Origin of the sequence: Companilactobacillus ginsenosidimutans (genome assembly GCF_001050475.1) — a bacterium.
Classification (GTDB): Bacteria; Bacillota; Bacilli; order Lactobacillales; family Lactobacillaceae; genus Companilactobacillus; species Companilactobacillus ginsenosidimutans.
The window spans coordinates 1,310,382-1,327,684 of record NZ_CP012034.1 but is presented as its reverse complement, the minus strand read 5'-3'; the positions used below and the strand labels follow the sequence as shown (position 1 = coordinate 1,327,684).

Here is a 17,303-nt window from a genome sequence, read left to right as displayed (position 1 = left end):
ATAACTCACTCCTATACCTAAATGTCAGAGAAAAGTGTACCGATATTTTCCCCAGCTAAAATATTTAAAATAATATCAGGGTCCTTACCATCGGCTAAAATCATTTGTTGATGATGTTTCAAAATCATTTTGGCAGCCTTCAACTTAGTCGTCATCCCACCAGTTCCAAATTTACTTCCATGTCCACCAGCAGCCGCAATAATCTCCTCATCAATAGCATGAACAGTGTCATATTTAACAGTTGCCGACTTTTTGGGATTACCATTATAAAATCCATCAATATCAGAAAGCATGACCAGCAAGTCAGCGTTGATCAAATTGGAAACTATGGCGGAAAGTTGGTCATTGTCACCAAACTTAGTATGATGATCCATTTCAGACACCGTCATCGAATCGTTTTCGTTAATAATAGGAATGGCGTTTGGAACTTGAAGTAACTCCTGAAAAGTATTCATCACATTAGTGTGACTTTCAGGGAAATTGATAACATCTTTCGTCATCAAAATTTGAGCAGCAACCATATCATTTTTCTGCAAGGCTTGATTGTACAGCTGAATTAATTCGGTTTGACCAATAGCGGCAACCGCTTGTTGCTTAGAAATTTTGAATGGACGTTCATCCAATCCCAAAACACCCATACCAACTCCAATGGCACCAGAAGAAACCAAAACAACTTCCTTGCCAGCTTTCTTCAAAGTGCTAAGTACATTAGCCAAACTCTGAATAACATGCATATTAGGTTGACTATTATTGTGAATCAAAGTACTCGTACCAATTTTAATAACAATTCGTTCTGCGTGAAGTTCTCGTTTATTTTGCATTAGCGTAGAGCGTAAATTGACAGGCACTGAGAGCGGAGCATAAGACGTAACAATACGGAGTGGCGCCCGTCAGGCGTCCGTAGTGTTGTTCGACTTATGCAGTAGCTCTCACTGTCAATTTGCGCGTTTCCATCCTTCCTTAATTAAAAAATTGATTATAGTATTCCAAATAAGTTTCGTCCGCTGACACAGCGTCGATTTTTGTTACGCTGGTATTTTGCGGCTCTGGCAAACTCATAAGGTTACTGGGTCGAAGGACATCCAAAGCAAATGCTTTAACGGTAAATCCATGGGTTACGACGATGATCTTTTCATCGGGATATTTAGCGACAGTCTCAACAAGGAAATCGTGTGTCCGGCCAATAACATCCTCAAATGTTTCACCATCACTTGAATATTTAGTATAAGTTGGCAAAACATCATTCCAATAATCATTGTAGACATCAGGATATTTTTGACGGAGGTCAGAGTTCTTTTGACCGTCCCATTGTCCGTATGAAATTTCTAATAATCGATCATCAAAGGTGATAGGGAGATTATGAGCGGCATTCAAAATCTCAGCTGTTTTTCGCGTACGATCCAACGGGCTACAAATAATCCGGTCGGCAAAACTAATATCAAATTTATCAGCAAGATTATGAGCTTGCTTTTCGCCGACTTCATTCAAATGGGTGATATCAGTATTGATAGTCCCTTGCTTGAGACCTAAGGCGTTGGCACTAGTTTGTCCATGTCTTATCAAGTAAAATTCCGTCATAATTTCTCCTTAGATATAATTAATTAACACAATTATGCACCGTTTATTAAACTATATCTAGTTGACAATTTAAATTCTAATTGTTACAGTGGCTTTAAGTTAATTGGAGGTTTTTTAATTATGTTTGATAAATTCAATAATAGCCTAACAGTATCCTCCTTGTCTACACGTAAACACATGTAGGCTTATTAACCGTTGTAAACCTCATGTAAGTATAGACATTCTATCTGTGAGGTTTCTAATGTTTGCACAATTGTCCTCACAGAAAGTGTCTGTGAGGGCTTTTTTTATAAAAAAAATTTAAGGAGAGAAACGATGACAATTTACAATTTTTCAGCTGGTCCCGCAACCATGCCCGATCCAGTCATAGCACAGATTAAGGCCGATATGCCTTCATACAAAAATTCGGGAATGAGCGTAATGGAGATTTCTCATCGTTCCGCACTTTTCGATGACATCATCAACACAGCTGAACAAGACATGCGTGATTTGTTGAAAATTCCTGATAATTACAAAGTACTATTTTTCCAAGGAGGCGGAACCCTCCAGTTCACCACTGCACCAATGAATCTCGCCACAAAGTATCATAAAATTGGACTCCTAGACAGTGGTCACTGGGCTGACCGAGCCGGCGACGAAGCCAAGAGAGTCGGCGTCAAAGTTGATGTCTTGAATTCAACTAAAGATATTAAATACACAAAACTACCTATTATAAAAAATTTGACACAAGATACTTACGATTATGTGCATGTATGTTTGAACAATACAATTGAGGGAACGGCTTATTCTACGCTGCCAGATACTGGTGCAACCACATTAGTAGGTGACATGTCATCTAACTTTATGGGACAACAATATAATATTGAAGATTTCGGTGCCATCATGGCCGGTGCCCAAAAGAATCTGGGAATTGCTGGATTAACGTTAGTCATCGTTCGTGACGACTTAATTGGCAAAGTTCAAAACTTACCAAGCATGCTAGATTACGATTTATTCGCTAAGAAAAATTCAATGTTCAATACACCACCAGTTTTCGCGATTTACGCAGCTGGATTAGTCTTGAAGTGGCTTAAAGAACAAGGTGGCGTTGCCGAAATGGAAAGACGCAACCGAGCAAAATCTGACTTGCTATATAACTTTTTGGATGAGTCGAAACTATTCACTGCTCCAGTTGAAAAGGCCGACCGCTCATTAGTAAATATTCCTTTCGTAACCGGAAATCCTGACTTGGATGCGAAATTGATTGCTGAAGCAACTGAGGCTGGTCTATTAAATATCAAAGGTCACCGTTCAGTTGGTGGGATGCGTGCTAGTTTGTACAATGCGATGCCATATGAAGGTGCGCAAGCACTGGTCGATTTTCTAGATAAATTTGAGAAAAATAACAGGGGGACGAACTAATGTATCAAGTAAAAACATTTAACGCCATTGCTAAAACGGGATTGGAAACTTTCGATGATAATTTCAAGATTAATCAGAGCGAAACTCCGGATGCCTATTTAATTCGTTCTGTTAACTTATTGGAAGAAAAATTCCCAACCAGTTTAAAAACAATCGTCCGCTGTGGAGTAGGTTTCAATAACGTGCCATTGGATCGAGCTACTGAAAATGGAATTGCCGTCTTCAACACACCGGGAAGTAATGCGAACGCTGTTAAAGAAATAGTTATCTCATTAATGATTGCCACAGCCAGAAATCTTTTCGCCGCAAACGATTATTCAAACAAACATACCGAAGCCGATATTTCTCAGAGAACTGAAAAAGACAAAACTAAGTTCAACGGAACAGAATTAGCCGGAAAACGACTAGCTGTTATTGGATTAGGAAATGTCGGTGCTAGAGTTGCTAATGCAGCTTTGGCTTTGGGAATGAAAGTCATCGGATACGATCCATACTTATCATCAAATGCTGCATGGCGAATCGATAACAAAGTAAAACGTGCCAGTTCAATTAGAAGAGCAGTCAAAAACGCTGACTTCGTAACAGTCCATGTTCCAAAGAATGACGATACAATTGGCTTGATCAGTACTACTGAAATGACCGCTATGAAAGATGACGTAGTCTTATTCAACTATTCAAGAATTGGAATCGTTGATAATAAAGCCGCCGTTGAAGGTGTTAAATCAGGTAAAATCAGTCATTACAACACTGACTTCGGCGAACCAATCTTAGCCGACCAACCAAATATCACAATTACTCCCCATATTGGTGGCTCAACTCTAGAAGCTGAATCAAACGGAGCCGTTCAAGGTGCCAACACTGTGATGAATTACTTGGAATCAGGAGATACGACTAATTCAGTTAATTTGCCACAAATGAATTTACCATTTGAGGCTCAATATCGTTTAACTTTGATCCACAAAAATGTACCTAACATGGTTGGTCAGATTTCGACGGAAATGGCTAATCGAGGTATTAACATTGAGAATATGTCGAATGCCGCTCGTGGTAGTGTTGCTTATACGATTATTGATGTTAATTCTATTGAGTCTGATGACCGTGAAGATTTGTTGAATAGACTTAATTCAATTAAGGAGATCCATCGAGTGAGAGTTATTGAACATAGTTAAGAAAAAAGACCCATTCCAGCAAAATCTGGAATGGGTCTTTTCATGTATTTGTGATTTAAATGACTATTTGGTGATATCAGATAAGACGTTATTAATCATTTGGGTATAAGCGATAGGTCCCTTGTATTGCCAACTTGAGTCGTTTCCATATTGGTAAACGTGATGATCTTTAACGGCAGAAATGTTTGTCCAGACTGGATCGTTAAACATGTCAGCACCCTTATCACTATTAACCAAGAAAATATAATCAGCGTCTAGTTTAGCTAATTTTTCTAATGAGACAGCTGACCAGTCAGCCGTAGCTTTGTTAGAAACCTCTTTAACTAGACTTGGTTCTTTCAACTTCAAATCGTCGTACAGCAATGTACCACTTGAGGATTTGTCACTGACGATAAAAGCTTGATTATTAGTGACCCATATTACTGCAGCTGATTTATTTGGAGCTTTTTGTTTTAATTCTGAACGTGCTGAAGTGACTTTATTATCATATTTTTTCAAAACTTGTTTAGCTTTAGCAGTTTTATTGACAGCCTTGGCTACGTCAAGGAATTGGGCTCTCCAGCCAACTTTGTCGTCATTTTTCACGACATAAGTTGGAGCAATTTTTTCGTATTGCTTATATTTGCCATTTTGGACTTGAGAGTCTGTGCCCATTAAAATTAAATCAGGTTTTGCTTTTGTGACAGCTTCGTATGGTAGAGCGTAGTCAATGGTGGGCACACCCTTTAAATCTTTTTTCAAATACTCTTGGGTGCTAGCACCATTTTTCACGGACCATTGGACGACTGGTTTTACTCCAACGGAAACTAAGTAATCCTCTAAGTAGCTTCCGACAACACGCTTGGGAGTTGTCGGAACATTAACTTCATGACCCATAGAATCTTTTAGTTCCCTCGTACCATTGTTGGAGCTACTTGTATTACTGCATCCGGCTAAAAATGCTAGCATGAACATTGCGATAAATAATGTGGTAGTGAAAAGTCTTTTTTTGTTCATAATTTTTCCCCTATCAATCTTAGTAATTACCCTTAATTCCTTTATTTTTAAAGAAAATAATCGTAAAAAAGTCTAATATATATAATGATTATATATACATTATATAACAAAAATATATAGAAAACTCAAAGCAGGGGATGACGACTATGGATATTATTGAAACTAAAAAAGTTTGTGTTAGTTACGAAAAGAAACTAACAATTCATGATCTGTCGATTCAAATTCCGAAGGGGCAAGTTACTACTTTGATTGGTCCTAATGGCTGTGGAAAGTCAACCTTGATTAGAACTATGGCTCATTTACTCAAACCATGTGACGGGGCTGTTTTTTTAGATAGTCAAAACATTGAAAATAAAAAGAATAGCGAAATCGCCCATCAAATGGCGGTTTTACCACAGACTAGTGATGTGGCGAATGATTTAACTGTCCGTGAATTAGTCACATTCGGTCGGATACCATATCGGAAGCATTTCGCAAATTTGTCGAAGATTGATCGAGAGAAAATTGATTGGGCATTGGAGAAAGCCTCATTGCAAGACTTACAAAACAGATTGTTGAGCACTCTTTCTGGTGGTCAATGTCAAAGAGCCTGGATAGCCATGGCAATTGCTCAAGACACCGACACAATAATTCTTGATGAACCGACAACTTATTTAGATTTAACACATCAACTGGATGTCATGTTATTAATTAAGGAATTAAATGAGAAGGAACATCGCACGATTATTATGGCATTACATGATTTAAATCATGCGGCAAGATTTTCCGACCAGCTGATAGCCATCAAAGGTGGGGTTTTACAAACTGCCGGTTCAGTCAAACAAGTCATAACTCGTGATAATTTGCGAAATATTTTTGATATCGATGCCAAAATTGTTCAAGAAAATAATCGACCAATGATTTTGACATATGATCGCTGGAAGAATGGTGAAGCCGTGTGAACCGCAGTGTAAAGTATTCGCTCCAAATTACGGTAAGCTTAATTATTTTGCTATTGTTATTACTTTTTAGTGTCAGATATGGTGCCAACCAAAATTCTGATAACACCGTTTTTAATGCAATTTTTCATTACGAAGCTTCAAACGTCGATCAACGAATAATCCGTGAAATTAGAATTCCCCGTGTGATTGGTGCCATGCTAATTGGCTCAGCTTTGGCTGTTAGTGGTGCCTTAATGCAAAGTGTCACCAAAAATCCTATGGCTGATTCGGGTTTGTTGGGAATTAATGCCGGTGCAGCTTTTATGTTGACGATTTGTTTTACATTTTTTCCTAAGATTTCGACGATTAACACAACGATTTTTTCTGTTTTTGGAGCTGCAATCGCCGCCGTGTTAGTTTCATTTATTAGTATGATGAAAAAAGCTAAGATGAGCCCAACTATTTTAGTCCTTTCAGGGATGGCTATTAGTGCCTTCTTCACTGCGATGAGTGAAGGAATTGCTTTGGTTGCTCACCTCAAACAAGATTTAGCTTTCTGGCATTTTGGAGGAGTTTCAGCCGTAAGTTGGGCTCAACTTCAGCGACTAGGACCTTGGATAGTCGTCGCGTTAATTGCAGTTATGTTCATGAGTTCAAATATGAACTTGTTGGGATTAAGTGATGATACTATCAAAAGCCTAGGTAAAAATGCTGATCCTATCCGGTTTCTAGCGTTAATTTGTGTAGTCATTTTGTCGGGAATCTCAGTTGCATTAGTCGGGGCAGTTGCCTTTGTTGGACTAATAGTTCCACACATTGTTCGATTCATCGTCGGCAGCGACAATCGCAAAGTAATTCCGATGACGGTGCTATTGGGTGCAGATTTGACCGTTTTAGCCGACTTAATCGCCAGAACTATTGACCCGCCTAACGAGACTCCTTTTGGGATAATAATTTCTCTCGTAGGTGTACCTTTCTTCATCTATCTCGCAAGAAAGGACAGTAGACAAATATGACGAAAAAAATTAAATTGACTAACTGGCTAATCGTGCTGGTTATTTTGATGATTGTTTTTGCGGTAATTAATCTAAATACTGGTCAGATGAAAATCGCTCCCGATAAAATAATGAATTTAGTATTTGGACATGGCTCGTATTACGATTCTATTGTTATTTTTAACTTCCGCTTGCCTGAAATTGTAATTACATTACTAGTTGGATTTGCGCTGGCAATTGCTGGAAGTGTTATCCAAACGACGACACAAAATCCGATGGCTGATACTAGTTTTCTGGGGATTAATGCTGGTGCGGGAATTGCCGTGATGCTATTTGTGGCACTTGTTAAAAATCAAGATGGTAACTTATATTTATTACCTCTGATGGCGCTAGCTGGCGCGTTATTGAGCGCTGGATTAGTATTCATGCTGGCTTATAAACGCGATACTGGAATTACATCTAATCGCCTGCTATTAACTGGTGTTGCCTTAGCAGGACTGTATTCGTCGATTATGGTGTTACTTACGTTGAAACTATCGCCAGAAAATTATCAGTTTGTTATGAACTGGTTAGCAGGTAGTATTTGGGGAACGAGTTGGGACTTTGTTTTATTGAGTCTACCGTGGTTTATCATCTGTGTAATTTTTATTTTTAGTAAACAGCGAGTTTTAGACACCTTCAATTTATCAGACGATGTGGCTCAATCCTTAGGAATCAATCTTAAACGAGAAAGAATCATTTTAATTGCGGCTGCAGTGATTATGGCTGGCGTAAGTGTTTCAATCAGTGGTGGGATTGGTTTTATTGGTTTGATTACTCCAAATCTTGCTCGAAGAGTAGTAGGGTTCAAACATTCAAAACAACTAATATTATCTGGCGTCCTAGGTAGCTTTATGTTGCTGTGTGCGGATACGGTCGGAAAACTTATTAGTTCTACTAGTGAAATTCCGGTCGGTATTTTAGTCGCCGTAATTGGTGCTCCATATTTTATTTACATATTAGTCAAGACACGTTAAATCTTGCCAAAAAGCCCGAATTAGATTACAACTAGTGTAAAGGAGGGTGACTGGATATGTATAAAGTGTTAGTAGTACTTCACGATGGTGATGAATACATTCGAATGAACAAAGTATTTGTTGAAAACATGCCTGTTGCTGGGCAATATATCATTCATTCTGATGGGTTGCCCTATAAGGTTGAAGAAGTAACCTCATTTGTCGGTTACGTTAGCAGTAAAGGTGCCACAACAATTTTAGTCGTCGTTCCAGCCGACAAAGATGCAGCTGTGAATGATTTGTATGGAATTGATATAGAACGAGATATGGATGATCCGGAATATAATCCTCCTAAAGAGGATAAATAACAGTAAATATTTAGTTAAGATTATTAGAAAATAATATAAAAATTTTTGTGAGAGCTGATTTAATAATAATCTGCTCTCTTTTTTTATTAACGAATATTAAAAATATTTTTAATCTAATTTCACAAAACTGTTTCAATGTTTCTTCAGTAGTTGTACAATTTAATACAATCACGAAACAAAAATGGGATTGTCATGGGCAATGTTCGTGTTAATCCCTTATTGATGTGGTTAACTTTATATGAAAGCTTCAGAGGTATATTTTTTTTGCCTTCTTTAGCATTTCAACAGGTCAGTTTATAGACGAAAGGGGCGGAATAATGAAGCGTTACTTGGTATTAGAAGATGGCAATATTTATCCAGGACAAGCATTCGGTGCCGAAACTGCCGCAGTGGGCGAGTTAGTTTTCAGTACTGGTATGTCCGGCTATCAAGAATCAATAACAGATCAGTCATATAATGGCGAGATCTTAATGTTTACTTTCCCACTAATAGGTAATTACGGTATTAACCGCGATGACTATGAATCAATTACTCCAACTTGCAAAGGTATAGTAGTACATGAACTGGCCCGACGAGCTAACAACTGGAGAATGGACTTATCACTGGACGAATACTTACAAGAGAGTGGCATCCCTGGCATCAGTGGTGTTGACACTCGTGCTGTTACTCGACACATTCGTGCTAAAGGTGCTTTGAAAGCAACTATTGTTGACGAAGTTACTGAAAACACAGTGAAAGATCTCCAGAACACTGAATTACCAACAAATCAAATTGCACAAAGTACTACACCAAGTGCCTATCTAGTACCAACTCATGGGCGTAAAGTTGTATTGATCGATTATGGTTTGAAGCACTCGATTCTAAGAGAATTATCCGACAGACATTGTAATTTGATGGTCTTGCCAGCAGATGCTACTGCTCAACAAGTACTAGACCAAGATCCAGATGGTGTCATGTTAACTAACGGACCCGGTAATCCTAAGAGCGTACCAGCTACTTTGGAAATGATTCGTGAAGTTGAAAAATATGTACCTGTGTTTGGTATTTGTATGGGACATCAATTATTTGCTCTCGCAAATGGTGCTGACACCTTCAAAATGAAGTTCGGACATCGTGGCTTTAATCATCCTGTAAGAGATTTAACTACTGGTCGAATCGATTTTACTTCTCAAAACCATGGTTATGCTGTTGATCGTAACTCACTTGATGGAACTCAATTAGAAGTAACTCATGAAGAAATCAATGACAAAACTGTTGAAGGATTGAGACATAAGATCTATCCGGCCTTTTCTGTGCAATATCACCCGGATGCAGCTCCTGGTCCTCACGATGCAGATTATTTATTCGATAGATTCATGAAGTTAATTGATGATAATAAAGCGAAGGGGACAATCACATATGACCAAAAGAACTGATATTTCAAAAATTATGGTGATTGGTTCTGGTCCGATTATCATTGGTCAAGCAGCTGAGTTTGATTATTCCGGAACACAAGCTTGTCTTGCATTGAAGGAATTAGGTTACCAAGTAGTCTTGGTTAACTCAAACCCTGCTACTATCATGACTGACACCGAAATTGCTGATAAAGTTTATATCGAACCAATTACCTTACAATTCGTTTCACAAATTTTGCGTAAAGAAAAACCAGATGCAATCCTTCCCACATTAGGTGGACAACAAGGATTGAATATGGCCAAGGAACTTGATGATTCTGGTATCTTGAAAGAATTAGATATCGAATTATTGGGTACTAAGATGAGCGCAATTGATCAAGCAGAAGATAGAGAAAAGTTCCGTTCATTAATGAATGAACTCGACGAACCAGTTCCTGAATCTGCAATTGTTCACGAAGAAGAAGAAGGAGTTGCCGCAGCCAACAAAATTGGTTATCCAATTATCGTTAGACCAGCTTTCACCATGGGTGGAACTGGTGGTGGTATCGCCAACAACGAAAAGGAACTCCGTGAGATCTTACAAAACGGACTGAGCCTTTCTCCGGTTACTCAATGTATGTTGGAACAAAGTATTGCTGGATATAAAGAAATTGAGTTTGAAGTTATGCGTGATGCAAATGATAATGCAATGGTTGTCTGCAACATGGAAAACTTTGATCCAGTCGGAATTCACACTGGTGACTCAATTGTTTATGCTCCCGTTCAAACTTTGTCAGACCGCGAAGTCCAAATGCTTCGTGATGTCTCACTAAAAATTATTCGTGCCTTAAAAATCGAAGGTGGTTGTAACGTTCAGCTTGCCCTCGATCCTAATAGTTTCAAATATTATGTTATTGAAGTTAATCCTAGAGTTAGTCGTTCCAGTGCTTTGGCATCAAAAGCTACTGGTTATCCAATCGCCAAAGTTGCTGCCAAAATTGCTGTCGGCCAAACTTTAGATGAAATTATCAACCCAGTAACAGGAACAACTTATGCCGAATTTGAACCAGCTTTGGATTATGTCGTATGTAAGATTCCTCGTTGGCCATTTGACAAGTTTGTCAACGCTGACCGTCGCCTTGGTACACAAATGAAGGCAACTGGTGAAGTTATGGCCATCGGTAGAAATATTGAAGAAGCTACTTTGAAAGCTGTCCGTTCATTGGAAATTGGTTTGGTATCACTAGACAAGCCAGAGTTGCATGACATTTCTGATGAGAAATTGGATGAAGGATTAGTAGTCCCTCAAGATGATCGACTATTTTATCTAGCTGAAGCAATTCGTCGTGGATACAAGATCGAGAAAATTGCTGATATGACAAAAGTTAATTTATTCTACCTTGATAAATTGCTTCATATTGTTGAGATTGAACGTGAATTACGCGACAATCCACAGGACCTAGATATTTTGCTCGACGCTAAGAAGAATGGGTTTGCTGACAAATCAATCGCCAAGATTTGGGATGTCGATATTGATTCAGTTCAAAAACTTAGAGAAGATAACAAAATCACACCAGTTTACAAAATGGTTGATACATGTGCCGGCGAGTTCGATTCACAAACACCTTACTTCTATAGTACTTACGAATTCGAAAACGAAAGCATTGTCGATAAGAAACCTTCAATCATCGTAATCGGTTCTGGTCCAATCAGAATTGGTCAAGGTGTCGAATTCGATTACGCCACAGTTCATTCAGTTAAAGCTATTCAAAAGGCCGGCTACGAAGCAATCGTTATGAACAGTAATCCAGAAACAGTTTCAACTGATTTCTCAATTTCTGACAAACTTTACTTCGAACCATTAACGCTTGAAGATGTCTTAAACGTTATTGAACTCGAAAAACCAGAAGGTGTCATTCTTCAATTCGGTGGTCAAACTGCTGTTAACTTGGCCGAACCACTTTTGGCACACGGCGTTAAAGTTCTTGGTACAAAGGTTGAAGATATCAACCGTGCTGAAGACCGTGATGAGTTTGAAAAAGTTATCGTTGCAAATAAGATTGCTCATCCAACTGGTGATACAGCCAGTGATGAAGGCAATGCTGTTAAAATTGCCGAACGTGTTGGTTATCCAGTTATGGTCCGTCCTAGTTATGTTCTAGGTGGCCGTGCAATGGAAATCATCAATAAAAAAGAAGAATTAAATTATTACATGCACAATGCCGTTCGAGTTTCACATGATCACCCAGTTTTGATTGATCATTACTTGATGGGTCAAGAATGTGAAGTTGATGCAATTTGTGATGGATCAGATGTCTTGATTCCTGGAATAATGGAACATATCGAAAGATCCGGAGTTCACTCAGGTGATTCAATGTCAGTTTATCCAGTTCAAACTTTGTCCCAGCACGTGCAAGATCAAATCGTCGATTACACAGAAAAATTGGCTCATGATTTGAACTGTATTGGTATGATGAATATTCAGTTCGTTGTTCAAAATGACCAAGCATATGTAATTGAAGTTAACCCAAGAGCTAGTCGTACAGTGCCATTCTTGAGTAAAGTTACTGATATTCCAATGGCCCAAATTGCCACAAAAGTTATCCTCGGTCAAAGTTTGAAGGATCAAGGATACAAGAACGGTGTTGCACCAGTTGGCGACTTGATTCACGTTAAAGCACCAGTATTCTCATTCTCAAAACTAGCAGACGTTGATAGCTTGTTAGGACCAGAAATGAAGTCAACCGGTGAAGTAATGGGAACTGATAAGACATACGAGAAGGCATTATACAAAGCTTTTGAAGCAACCAAGACACACATTCCATCATCAGGAAAAGTTATCTTCAGCATTAAGCCAAGCGACATGGAAGAAGCAACCGGATTAGCAGAAAGATTTGCTGATTTAGGATTCGACCTATTGGCAGTCGGCGACACAGCCGAAGCGCTGAAGAAAGATGGACTCGACGTTGATAGCTTTGACGATTCATTCGAAGGTATGATGACCTTGATTGGCGACAAAGAAGTTGGGGTCGTTGTTAATACTATTGATGATGAAGAAGCCGGTGAAACGGATGGGAAAGTTATGCGTGGCGTAACGACTGAGCATTCTGTACCATTGTTTACGGCGTTGGATACTGTCGATGCAGCATTGAAAGTTTTGGAAGCACAAAGCTTTTATATTCATTCTATTTAGGTTTGCGTTTAGTTCAAGAGCTCTAAGTTCGTTGGATAGAGTTGGACTGCCGCCTGGAGGTTCCGTTCGAGGGGGCTGGAACGCTGGCGACGCCATTTGAAGGCTTTTCACAGCCCGAAAAGTCTCCAAACTGGGTCTTTTACTAACCGTACTTCGTACGCTAAGTAAAATTTGCCGGCTGAGCGCCCCTCGTACTCCACCTCCAGGCTGAATTCAGCACTGTTCGGGAGTTACTTAAATATAAAAATTTGTGATGGGTACGTTCTAGAGAAATCTAGAGTGTATCCATCTTTTTTCATTTATATTTAATTTGGAGTATCCAGATGCCGACGATATAAGTACTGAGCATGCTGTTTATGTTTATTCTATTAGTAATGTAAAAATTTCCAGTGTTTGACACTGCGTCAAAAGGCAAATTTGAAACCAAAAGTGAGCGGTGGTATCTCTACGGGGACCATTGCGATTAATCCTTCCATTATTTTTAATGGAGGGATTTTTTGATATGGTTAAAAGAATTTGAGAGTCTTGAATCACAAATTAATACACTAAAAGCACATGGAATGAAAGATAATGATTATGATTGTTATAAAAGATTTTTGACTTAAATTGTAATCTTATTATCTTAACCGGACTAACGATATACTGAAGATATAAATTTATTTATTCAGCGAGGTAACTTTATGAATACTAAAGATCTCCAAATTTTTACGACCACATATAAGAGTCACTCGTTTTCTCAAGCTGCTGAGAAAATCTTTATGTCCCCTCAAGGGGTTTCTAAAACTATCACTAAATTAGAAGATGAGTTAGGTGTTGTTTTATTTGATAGAACAAAACAAGGTATCAAGCCAACTAATTCTGCCAATATGCTTTTTGAGAAAGCCACTGATTTAAGAGTCATTTTCCAAAGTATTTCTATGGCTGATTCGGATAATAACCTTCATCAAGAGATGATTAATTTGTTTATTGCTGATGACTTTTCAAATTACTTAGGTTTCGATTTTTTCTATAATTTCCAATTAGATAATCCTACTAAAACATTAAACTTTGTAGAATTTCCTGATTCTACTTTGAATAATGCATTGATTAGCCATGGGAATATAGGATTTATTGAAGGCCCCATCGATTTTAAAAAATTTGAGGGAATATATTTTACTACTAACCACTATTGTGCAATTTTGTCGCAACATCATCCTTTAGCAAAGGCAAAGGAAATAAATGTTAAAGATTTAAACCATGAATCCTTAGCGACTAAAAGTAAAGAGTTTCAAATTTTTAATGCTCACTTGAGTGAACTGGTTAAACATCAAGTTTTCCCAATTCATACTTTGCAGACATCAAATAATGACTTCATTGTTGAATTTGCCAGAAGAAATCTAGGAATCGGAATTGTTCCTGATTATCTATTAAGTTTGCCCCATTATAAAGAGCTGGCTAACAGTGGTGAAGTAATTCAGAAGGGTTTGTCTGGTGCCAAATTAAAAAGGGATATCTACTTCGTGCAAGTTAAGAATAAGAAGTTAACAACTGGAGAAGAGCTTTTTAAAGAATATGTCTTGGATTATTTGAAAAATAAGCAATCAGATATTGAGTTGTAACTTTTAGTTGAAAGGTAGTACCCAGAAAGTATCTTCAACAATATAAAGAAAGGGGTTACATTCTACTTGTGAATATTTTAATAATTCAAGGGGATGTAATCATGTCATTAACTAAAAATAAATCTTATGATCTTGTAATTATCGGAGCCGGTGCATCTGGCTTTACAGCAGCCTACCAAGCTGCCAAAAACGGCCTTTCAGTAGTCGTGCTGGAAAAAGGCCGTCATACAGGTGGAAGTGGTGATTGGGTCGAAGGAATCTTTGCTGTTGATTCAAAAATGCAAAAAGCGAAGAATGTCGAATTAACTAAAGACGAAGTTTTGAATGAAGAGCTCGAGTACTCACATTATGAAGCTGACACTAATAGTTGGAAGCAATATATTGATCACAGTGCTGAAATGATTGATTGGTTGAAGGATCTTGGCGTTAAATATGTCGACGTTAAAGGTCTAGGTTCTGGACATGTTACTTGGCATTTGATGGAAGGTAATGGGAAACAAGCTATTCATACTGCTATTGAGCCAAACACTGTTAAGGCAGGAGCTGAAATTGTTACTTCTGTTGCAGCTAAGTCCTTAATCAAAGATGATCAAGGTAAGATCTGTGGAGTTGAAATACAAGATCAAGCAGATCGGCATACTGAAAAAATTAATACACGTGCTGTTATTATTGCGACAGGTGGCTATTTAAATAATCAACAACTTATCGATCAAGATACTAATTACAATGCCAAACAGTTGATTCCTGTAAATTCTGGAAAGAATACCGGTGATGGATTAAAACTTGCTTGGGATGTCGGTGCACAAAAATATCGAATGGGTATGGCTATGCTTTTTGGAGGATATGTTAAAGACACAACTAATCCATCATATATTTATCGGACATCAGATATGAATGGAGCCGTTACTCAACAATCATTGCTTTGGGTAAATGAAAAGGGTGATCGTTTCACTAATGAAGAAGTAGTTGATAATTTTGCTCATGCCGGGAATGCATTATTTACACAAAACAAGATTTTTGCTGTTATTGATCAAGGAACGATTGATCATCTAATGAATGTAGGCCTATACAAAGATATGGGAACATATTTCACAACACAAAAGACTCTCGATGGTCTACAAAAAGAAATCGACGATTCATTGGATAAGAAACTTCCATTCATTTATAAGGCAGAAACTCTTGCCGACCTTGGTGAAAAAGCTGACTTGCCAAATCTTGAAAAAACTATCGATCGATACAATCAACTTAGTCAAAAAGGGGAAGATACTGATTATCATAAAAATTCTAAGTTCATGGTTAGTCTTGAAAAGGGTCCATACTATGCTTTTGAATTAGGAATCGGTGCCTTTTGTACAATGGGTGGTTTAAAAGTGGACCTTGATAATCGTGTTCTAGATAATGATGGACAAGTTATTGACGGCTTGTACGCAGCTGGAAACGATGCAGCCGGTATGTTAGTTGGAGACACTTATGGTCCAAATATGCCAGGAACAGAAGGTGGATACGCATTCTATTCAGGTCGTCACAGTGCCAATACAGTTGCTAAATATTTGAAAGATACTGCAGTTTTAAATTAATATTGAATATCCATTTGTAATAAATGAATAAAAGCACCTCTGGGGTAATACAACTCTCGGAGGTGTTTTTGTTTTAATCTGAATTTTATTTGGGTTGTATTTCATATTTATTGAAACCATAATGGAATTAATAACTGCTTGGAGGTTTTATCTATGACAAATGTTTATTTGACGGCCCGTTTTCCTCGGATTGCTTTTACTAAGTTGGAAACTAATGGTTTTACGGTTGATTACTATACCGGTAGGGATTTGATTTCACACTCCAAATTGTTGCGAAAGGTTGCTAAAGCAGACTTTCTGATCACCACTTTATCGACTGTGGTCGATTCTGAGATTATTGACGCTGCTCCCAATTTGAAATTGATTGCTAACTTTGGAGCTGGTTTTAATAATATTGATACTGAATATGCTAAATCCAAAGGGATCTTGGTAACAAATACTCCCAAGGTTTCTACTAATTCCGTCTGTGAATTGACGATTGGTTTGATGCTTGCATTGAGTCATCGTGAGGTTGAAGGTGATCAGATGATGAGAAAAGACGGCTTTCCTGGCTGGTCTCCATTGTATTTTCTTGGTCATGAAATTGCTGGTAAGGAATTGGGGATTGTCGGTCTTGGAAATATTGGTTCGGAGCTAGCTGTTAAGGCCAATGCTTTAGGGATGAAGGCTTCCTACTTCAAGCCACATCAATTATCTGAAGATGAAGAAAAGGCTCAGAACGTGACTTATAAGCCATTTGATGAATTAGTTAAAACTTCCGATTTCATCAGTATCAATGCTCCTTTAACTGATGAAAATCATCATCAATTTAACGCTGAAGTCTTCGATAATATGAAAGATTCAGCATTCTTGATAAATGTCGGACGTGGTCCAATTGTTGACGAAGCCGCGTTGTTAAAAGCTTTGAAAGCTAATAAAATTGCCGGTGCTGCCCTTGATGTATATGAGAATGAGCCCGTATTTGATAAAAAATTTACCAAGCTGAAGAATGTTATCTTAACGCCACATATTGGGAATGCGACAGTTGAAGCACGTGACGCAATGGCAGAAATTGTTGCTGACAATGTAATTTGGAGCAGTAAAGGTAAGGAACCAAAATACGTCGTAAATAAGTAATTCGAATTGACATAAACAGCACTT

General features: G+C 38.1%; 14 protein-coding genes. 11 read left to right on the top strand and 3 right to left on the bottom strand.

The genetic code is table 11. From position 1 onward, the window contains the following. Positions 1-17: 17 nt before the first annotated feature. Positions 18-821: a glutamate 5-kinase gene (proB, locus tag ABM34_RS06880; protein WP_048704506.1), complete on the bottom strand. Its 804-nt coding sequence runs from the start codon at positions 819-821 to the stop codon at positions 18-20. Positions 822-960: 139 nt separating this feature from the next. Then, positions 961-1,578, bottom strand: coding sequence for a histidine phosphatase family protein (locus ABM34_RS06875; protein ID WP_048704505.1), 618 nt, complete (start codon positions 1,576-1,578; stop codon positions 961-963). A gap of 315 nt (positions 1,579-1,893) precedes the next feature. On the opposite strand from ABM34_RS06875, the gene serC reads away from it, so the two are divergent. Next, on the top strand, positions 1,894-2,979 hold the full coding sequence (gene serC / locus ABM34_RS06870; protein ID WP_048704503.1) for a 3-phosphoserine/phosphohydroxythreonine transaminase: 1,086 nt from the start codon (positions 1,894-1,896) through the stop codon (positions 2,977-2,979). After that, entirely contained in the window at positions 2,979-4,148 is a 1,170-nt protein-coding gene (locus ABM34_RS06865; protein ID WP_048704502.1) for a phosphoglycerate dehydrogenase, read from the top strand. The genes serC and ABM34_RS06865 overlap by 1 nt, the downstream gene beginning before the upstream one ends. Before the next feature lie 63 nt (positions 4,149-4,211). Here ABM34_RS06865 and ABM34_RS06860 read toward each other — a convergent pair whose 3' ends face one another. Continuing rightward, positions 4,212-5,144 (bottom strand): ABC transporter substrate-binding protein, encoded by a 933-nt coding sequence (locus ABM34_RS06860; RefSeq protein ID WP_053084452.1) that lies wholly within the window; start codon positions 5,142-5,144, stop codon positions 4,212-4,214. Between the two features lie 146 nt (positions 5,145-5,290). On the opposite strand from ABM34_RS06860, the gene ABM34_RS06855 reads away from it, so the two are divergent. The 9 genes from ABM34_RS06855 to ABM34_RS06815 all read left to right on the top strand — a co-directional run bounded on the left by ABM34_RS06855 (position 5,291) and on the right by ABM34_RS06815 (position 17,279). Beyond that, positions 5,291-6,085, top strand: a complete 795-nt coding sequence (locus ABM34_RS06855; protein WP_048704500.1) for an ABC transporter ATP-binding protein — start codon at positions 5,291-5,293, stop codon at positions 6,083-6,085. Then, a complete protein-coding gene (locus ABM34_RS06850) occupies positions 6,082-7,080 on the top strand; it encodes a FecCD family ABC transporter permease (RefSeq protein ID WP_048704499.1) in 999 nt (332 codons plus the stop codon). Before ABM34_RS06855 ends, ABM34_RS06850 begins: the two co-directional genes overlap by 4 nt. Further along, the gene (locus tag ABM34_RS06845) at positions 7,077-8,075 is read left to right on the top strand and encodes a FecCD family ABC transporter permease (RefSeq protein WP_048704497.1); all 999 of its coding nucleotides are present in this window, start codon (positions 7,077-7,079) and stop codon (positions 8,073-8,075) included. Before ABM34_RS06850 ends, ABM34_RS06845 begins: the two co-directional genes overlap by 4 nt. A gap of 56 nt (positions 8,076-8,131) precedes the next feature. Next, complete coding sequence (locus ABM34_RS06840; RefSeq protein ID WP_048704495.1) at positions 8,132-8,422, top strand: hypothetical protein; 291 nt, start codon at positions 8,132-8,134, stop codon at positions 8,420-8,422. Positions 8,423-8,739: 317 nt separating this feature from the next. Next, entirely contained in the window at positions 8,740-9,837 is a 1,098-nt protein-coding gene (locus tag ABM34_RS06835) for a carbamoyl phosphate synthase small subunit (RefSeq protein WP_048704494.1), read from the top strand. Next, positions 9,821-12,988, top strand: coding sequence for a carbamoyl-phosphate synthase large subunit (gene carB / locus ABM34_RS06830; RefSeq protein ID WP_048704492.1), 3,168 nt, complete (start codon positions 9,821-9,823; stop codon positions 12,986-12,988). Before ABM34_RS06835 ends, carB begins: the two co-directional genes overlap by 17 nt. Before the next feature lie 680 nt (positions 12,989-13,668). Then, positions 13,669-14,586 carry a LysR family transcriptional regulator gene (locus ABM34_RS06825; protein ID WP_048704491.1) on the top strand — a complete coding sequence of 306 codons (918 nt, stop codon included), beginning with the start codon at positions 13,669-13,671 and terminating at the stop codon, positions 14,584-14,586. Between the two features lie 101 nt (positions 14,587-14,687). Then, positions 14,688-16,163, top strand: a complete 1,476-nt coding sequence (locus tag ABM34_RS06820; protein ID WP_048704489.1) for an FAD-dependent oxidoreductase — start codon at positions 14,688-14,690, stop codon at positions 16,161-16,163. Positions 16,164-16,316: 153 nt separating this feature from the next. Beyond that, positions 16,317-17,279: a 2-hydroxyacid dehydrogenase family protein gene (locus tag ABM34_RS06815; protein WP_048704488.1), complete on the top strand. Its 963-nt coding sequence runs from the start codon at positions 16,317-16,319 to the stop codon at positions 17,277-17,279. Positions 17,280-17,303 lie beyond the last annotated feature (24 nt).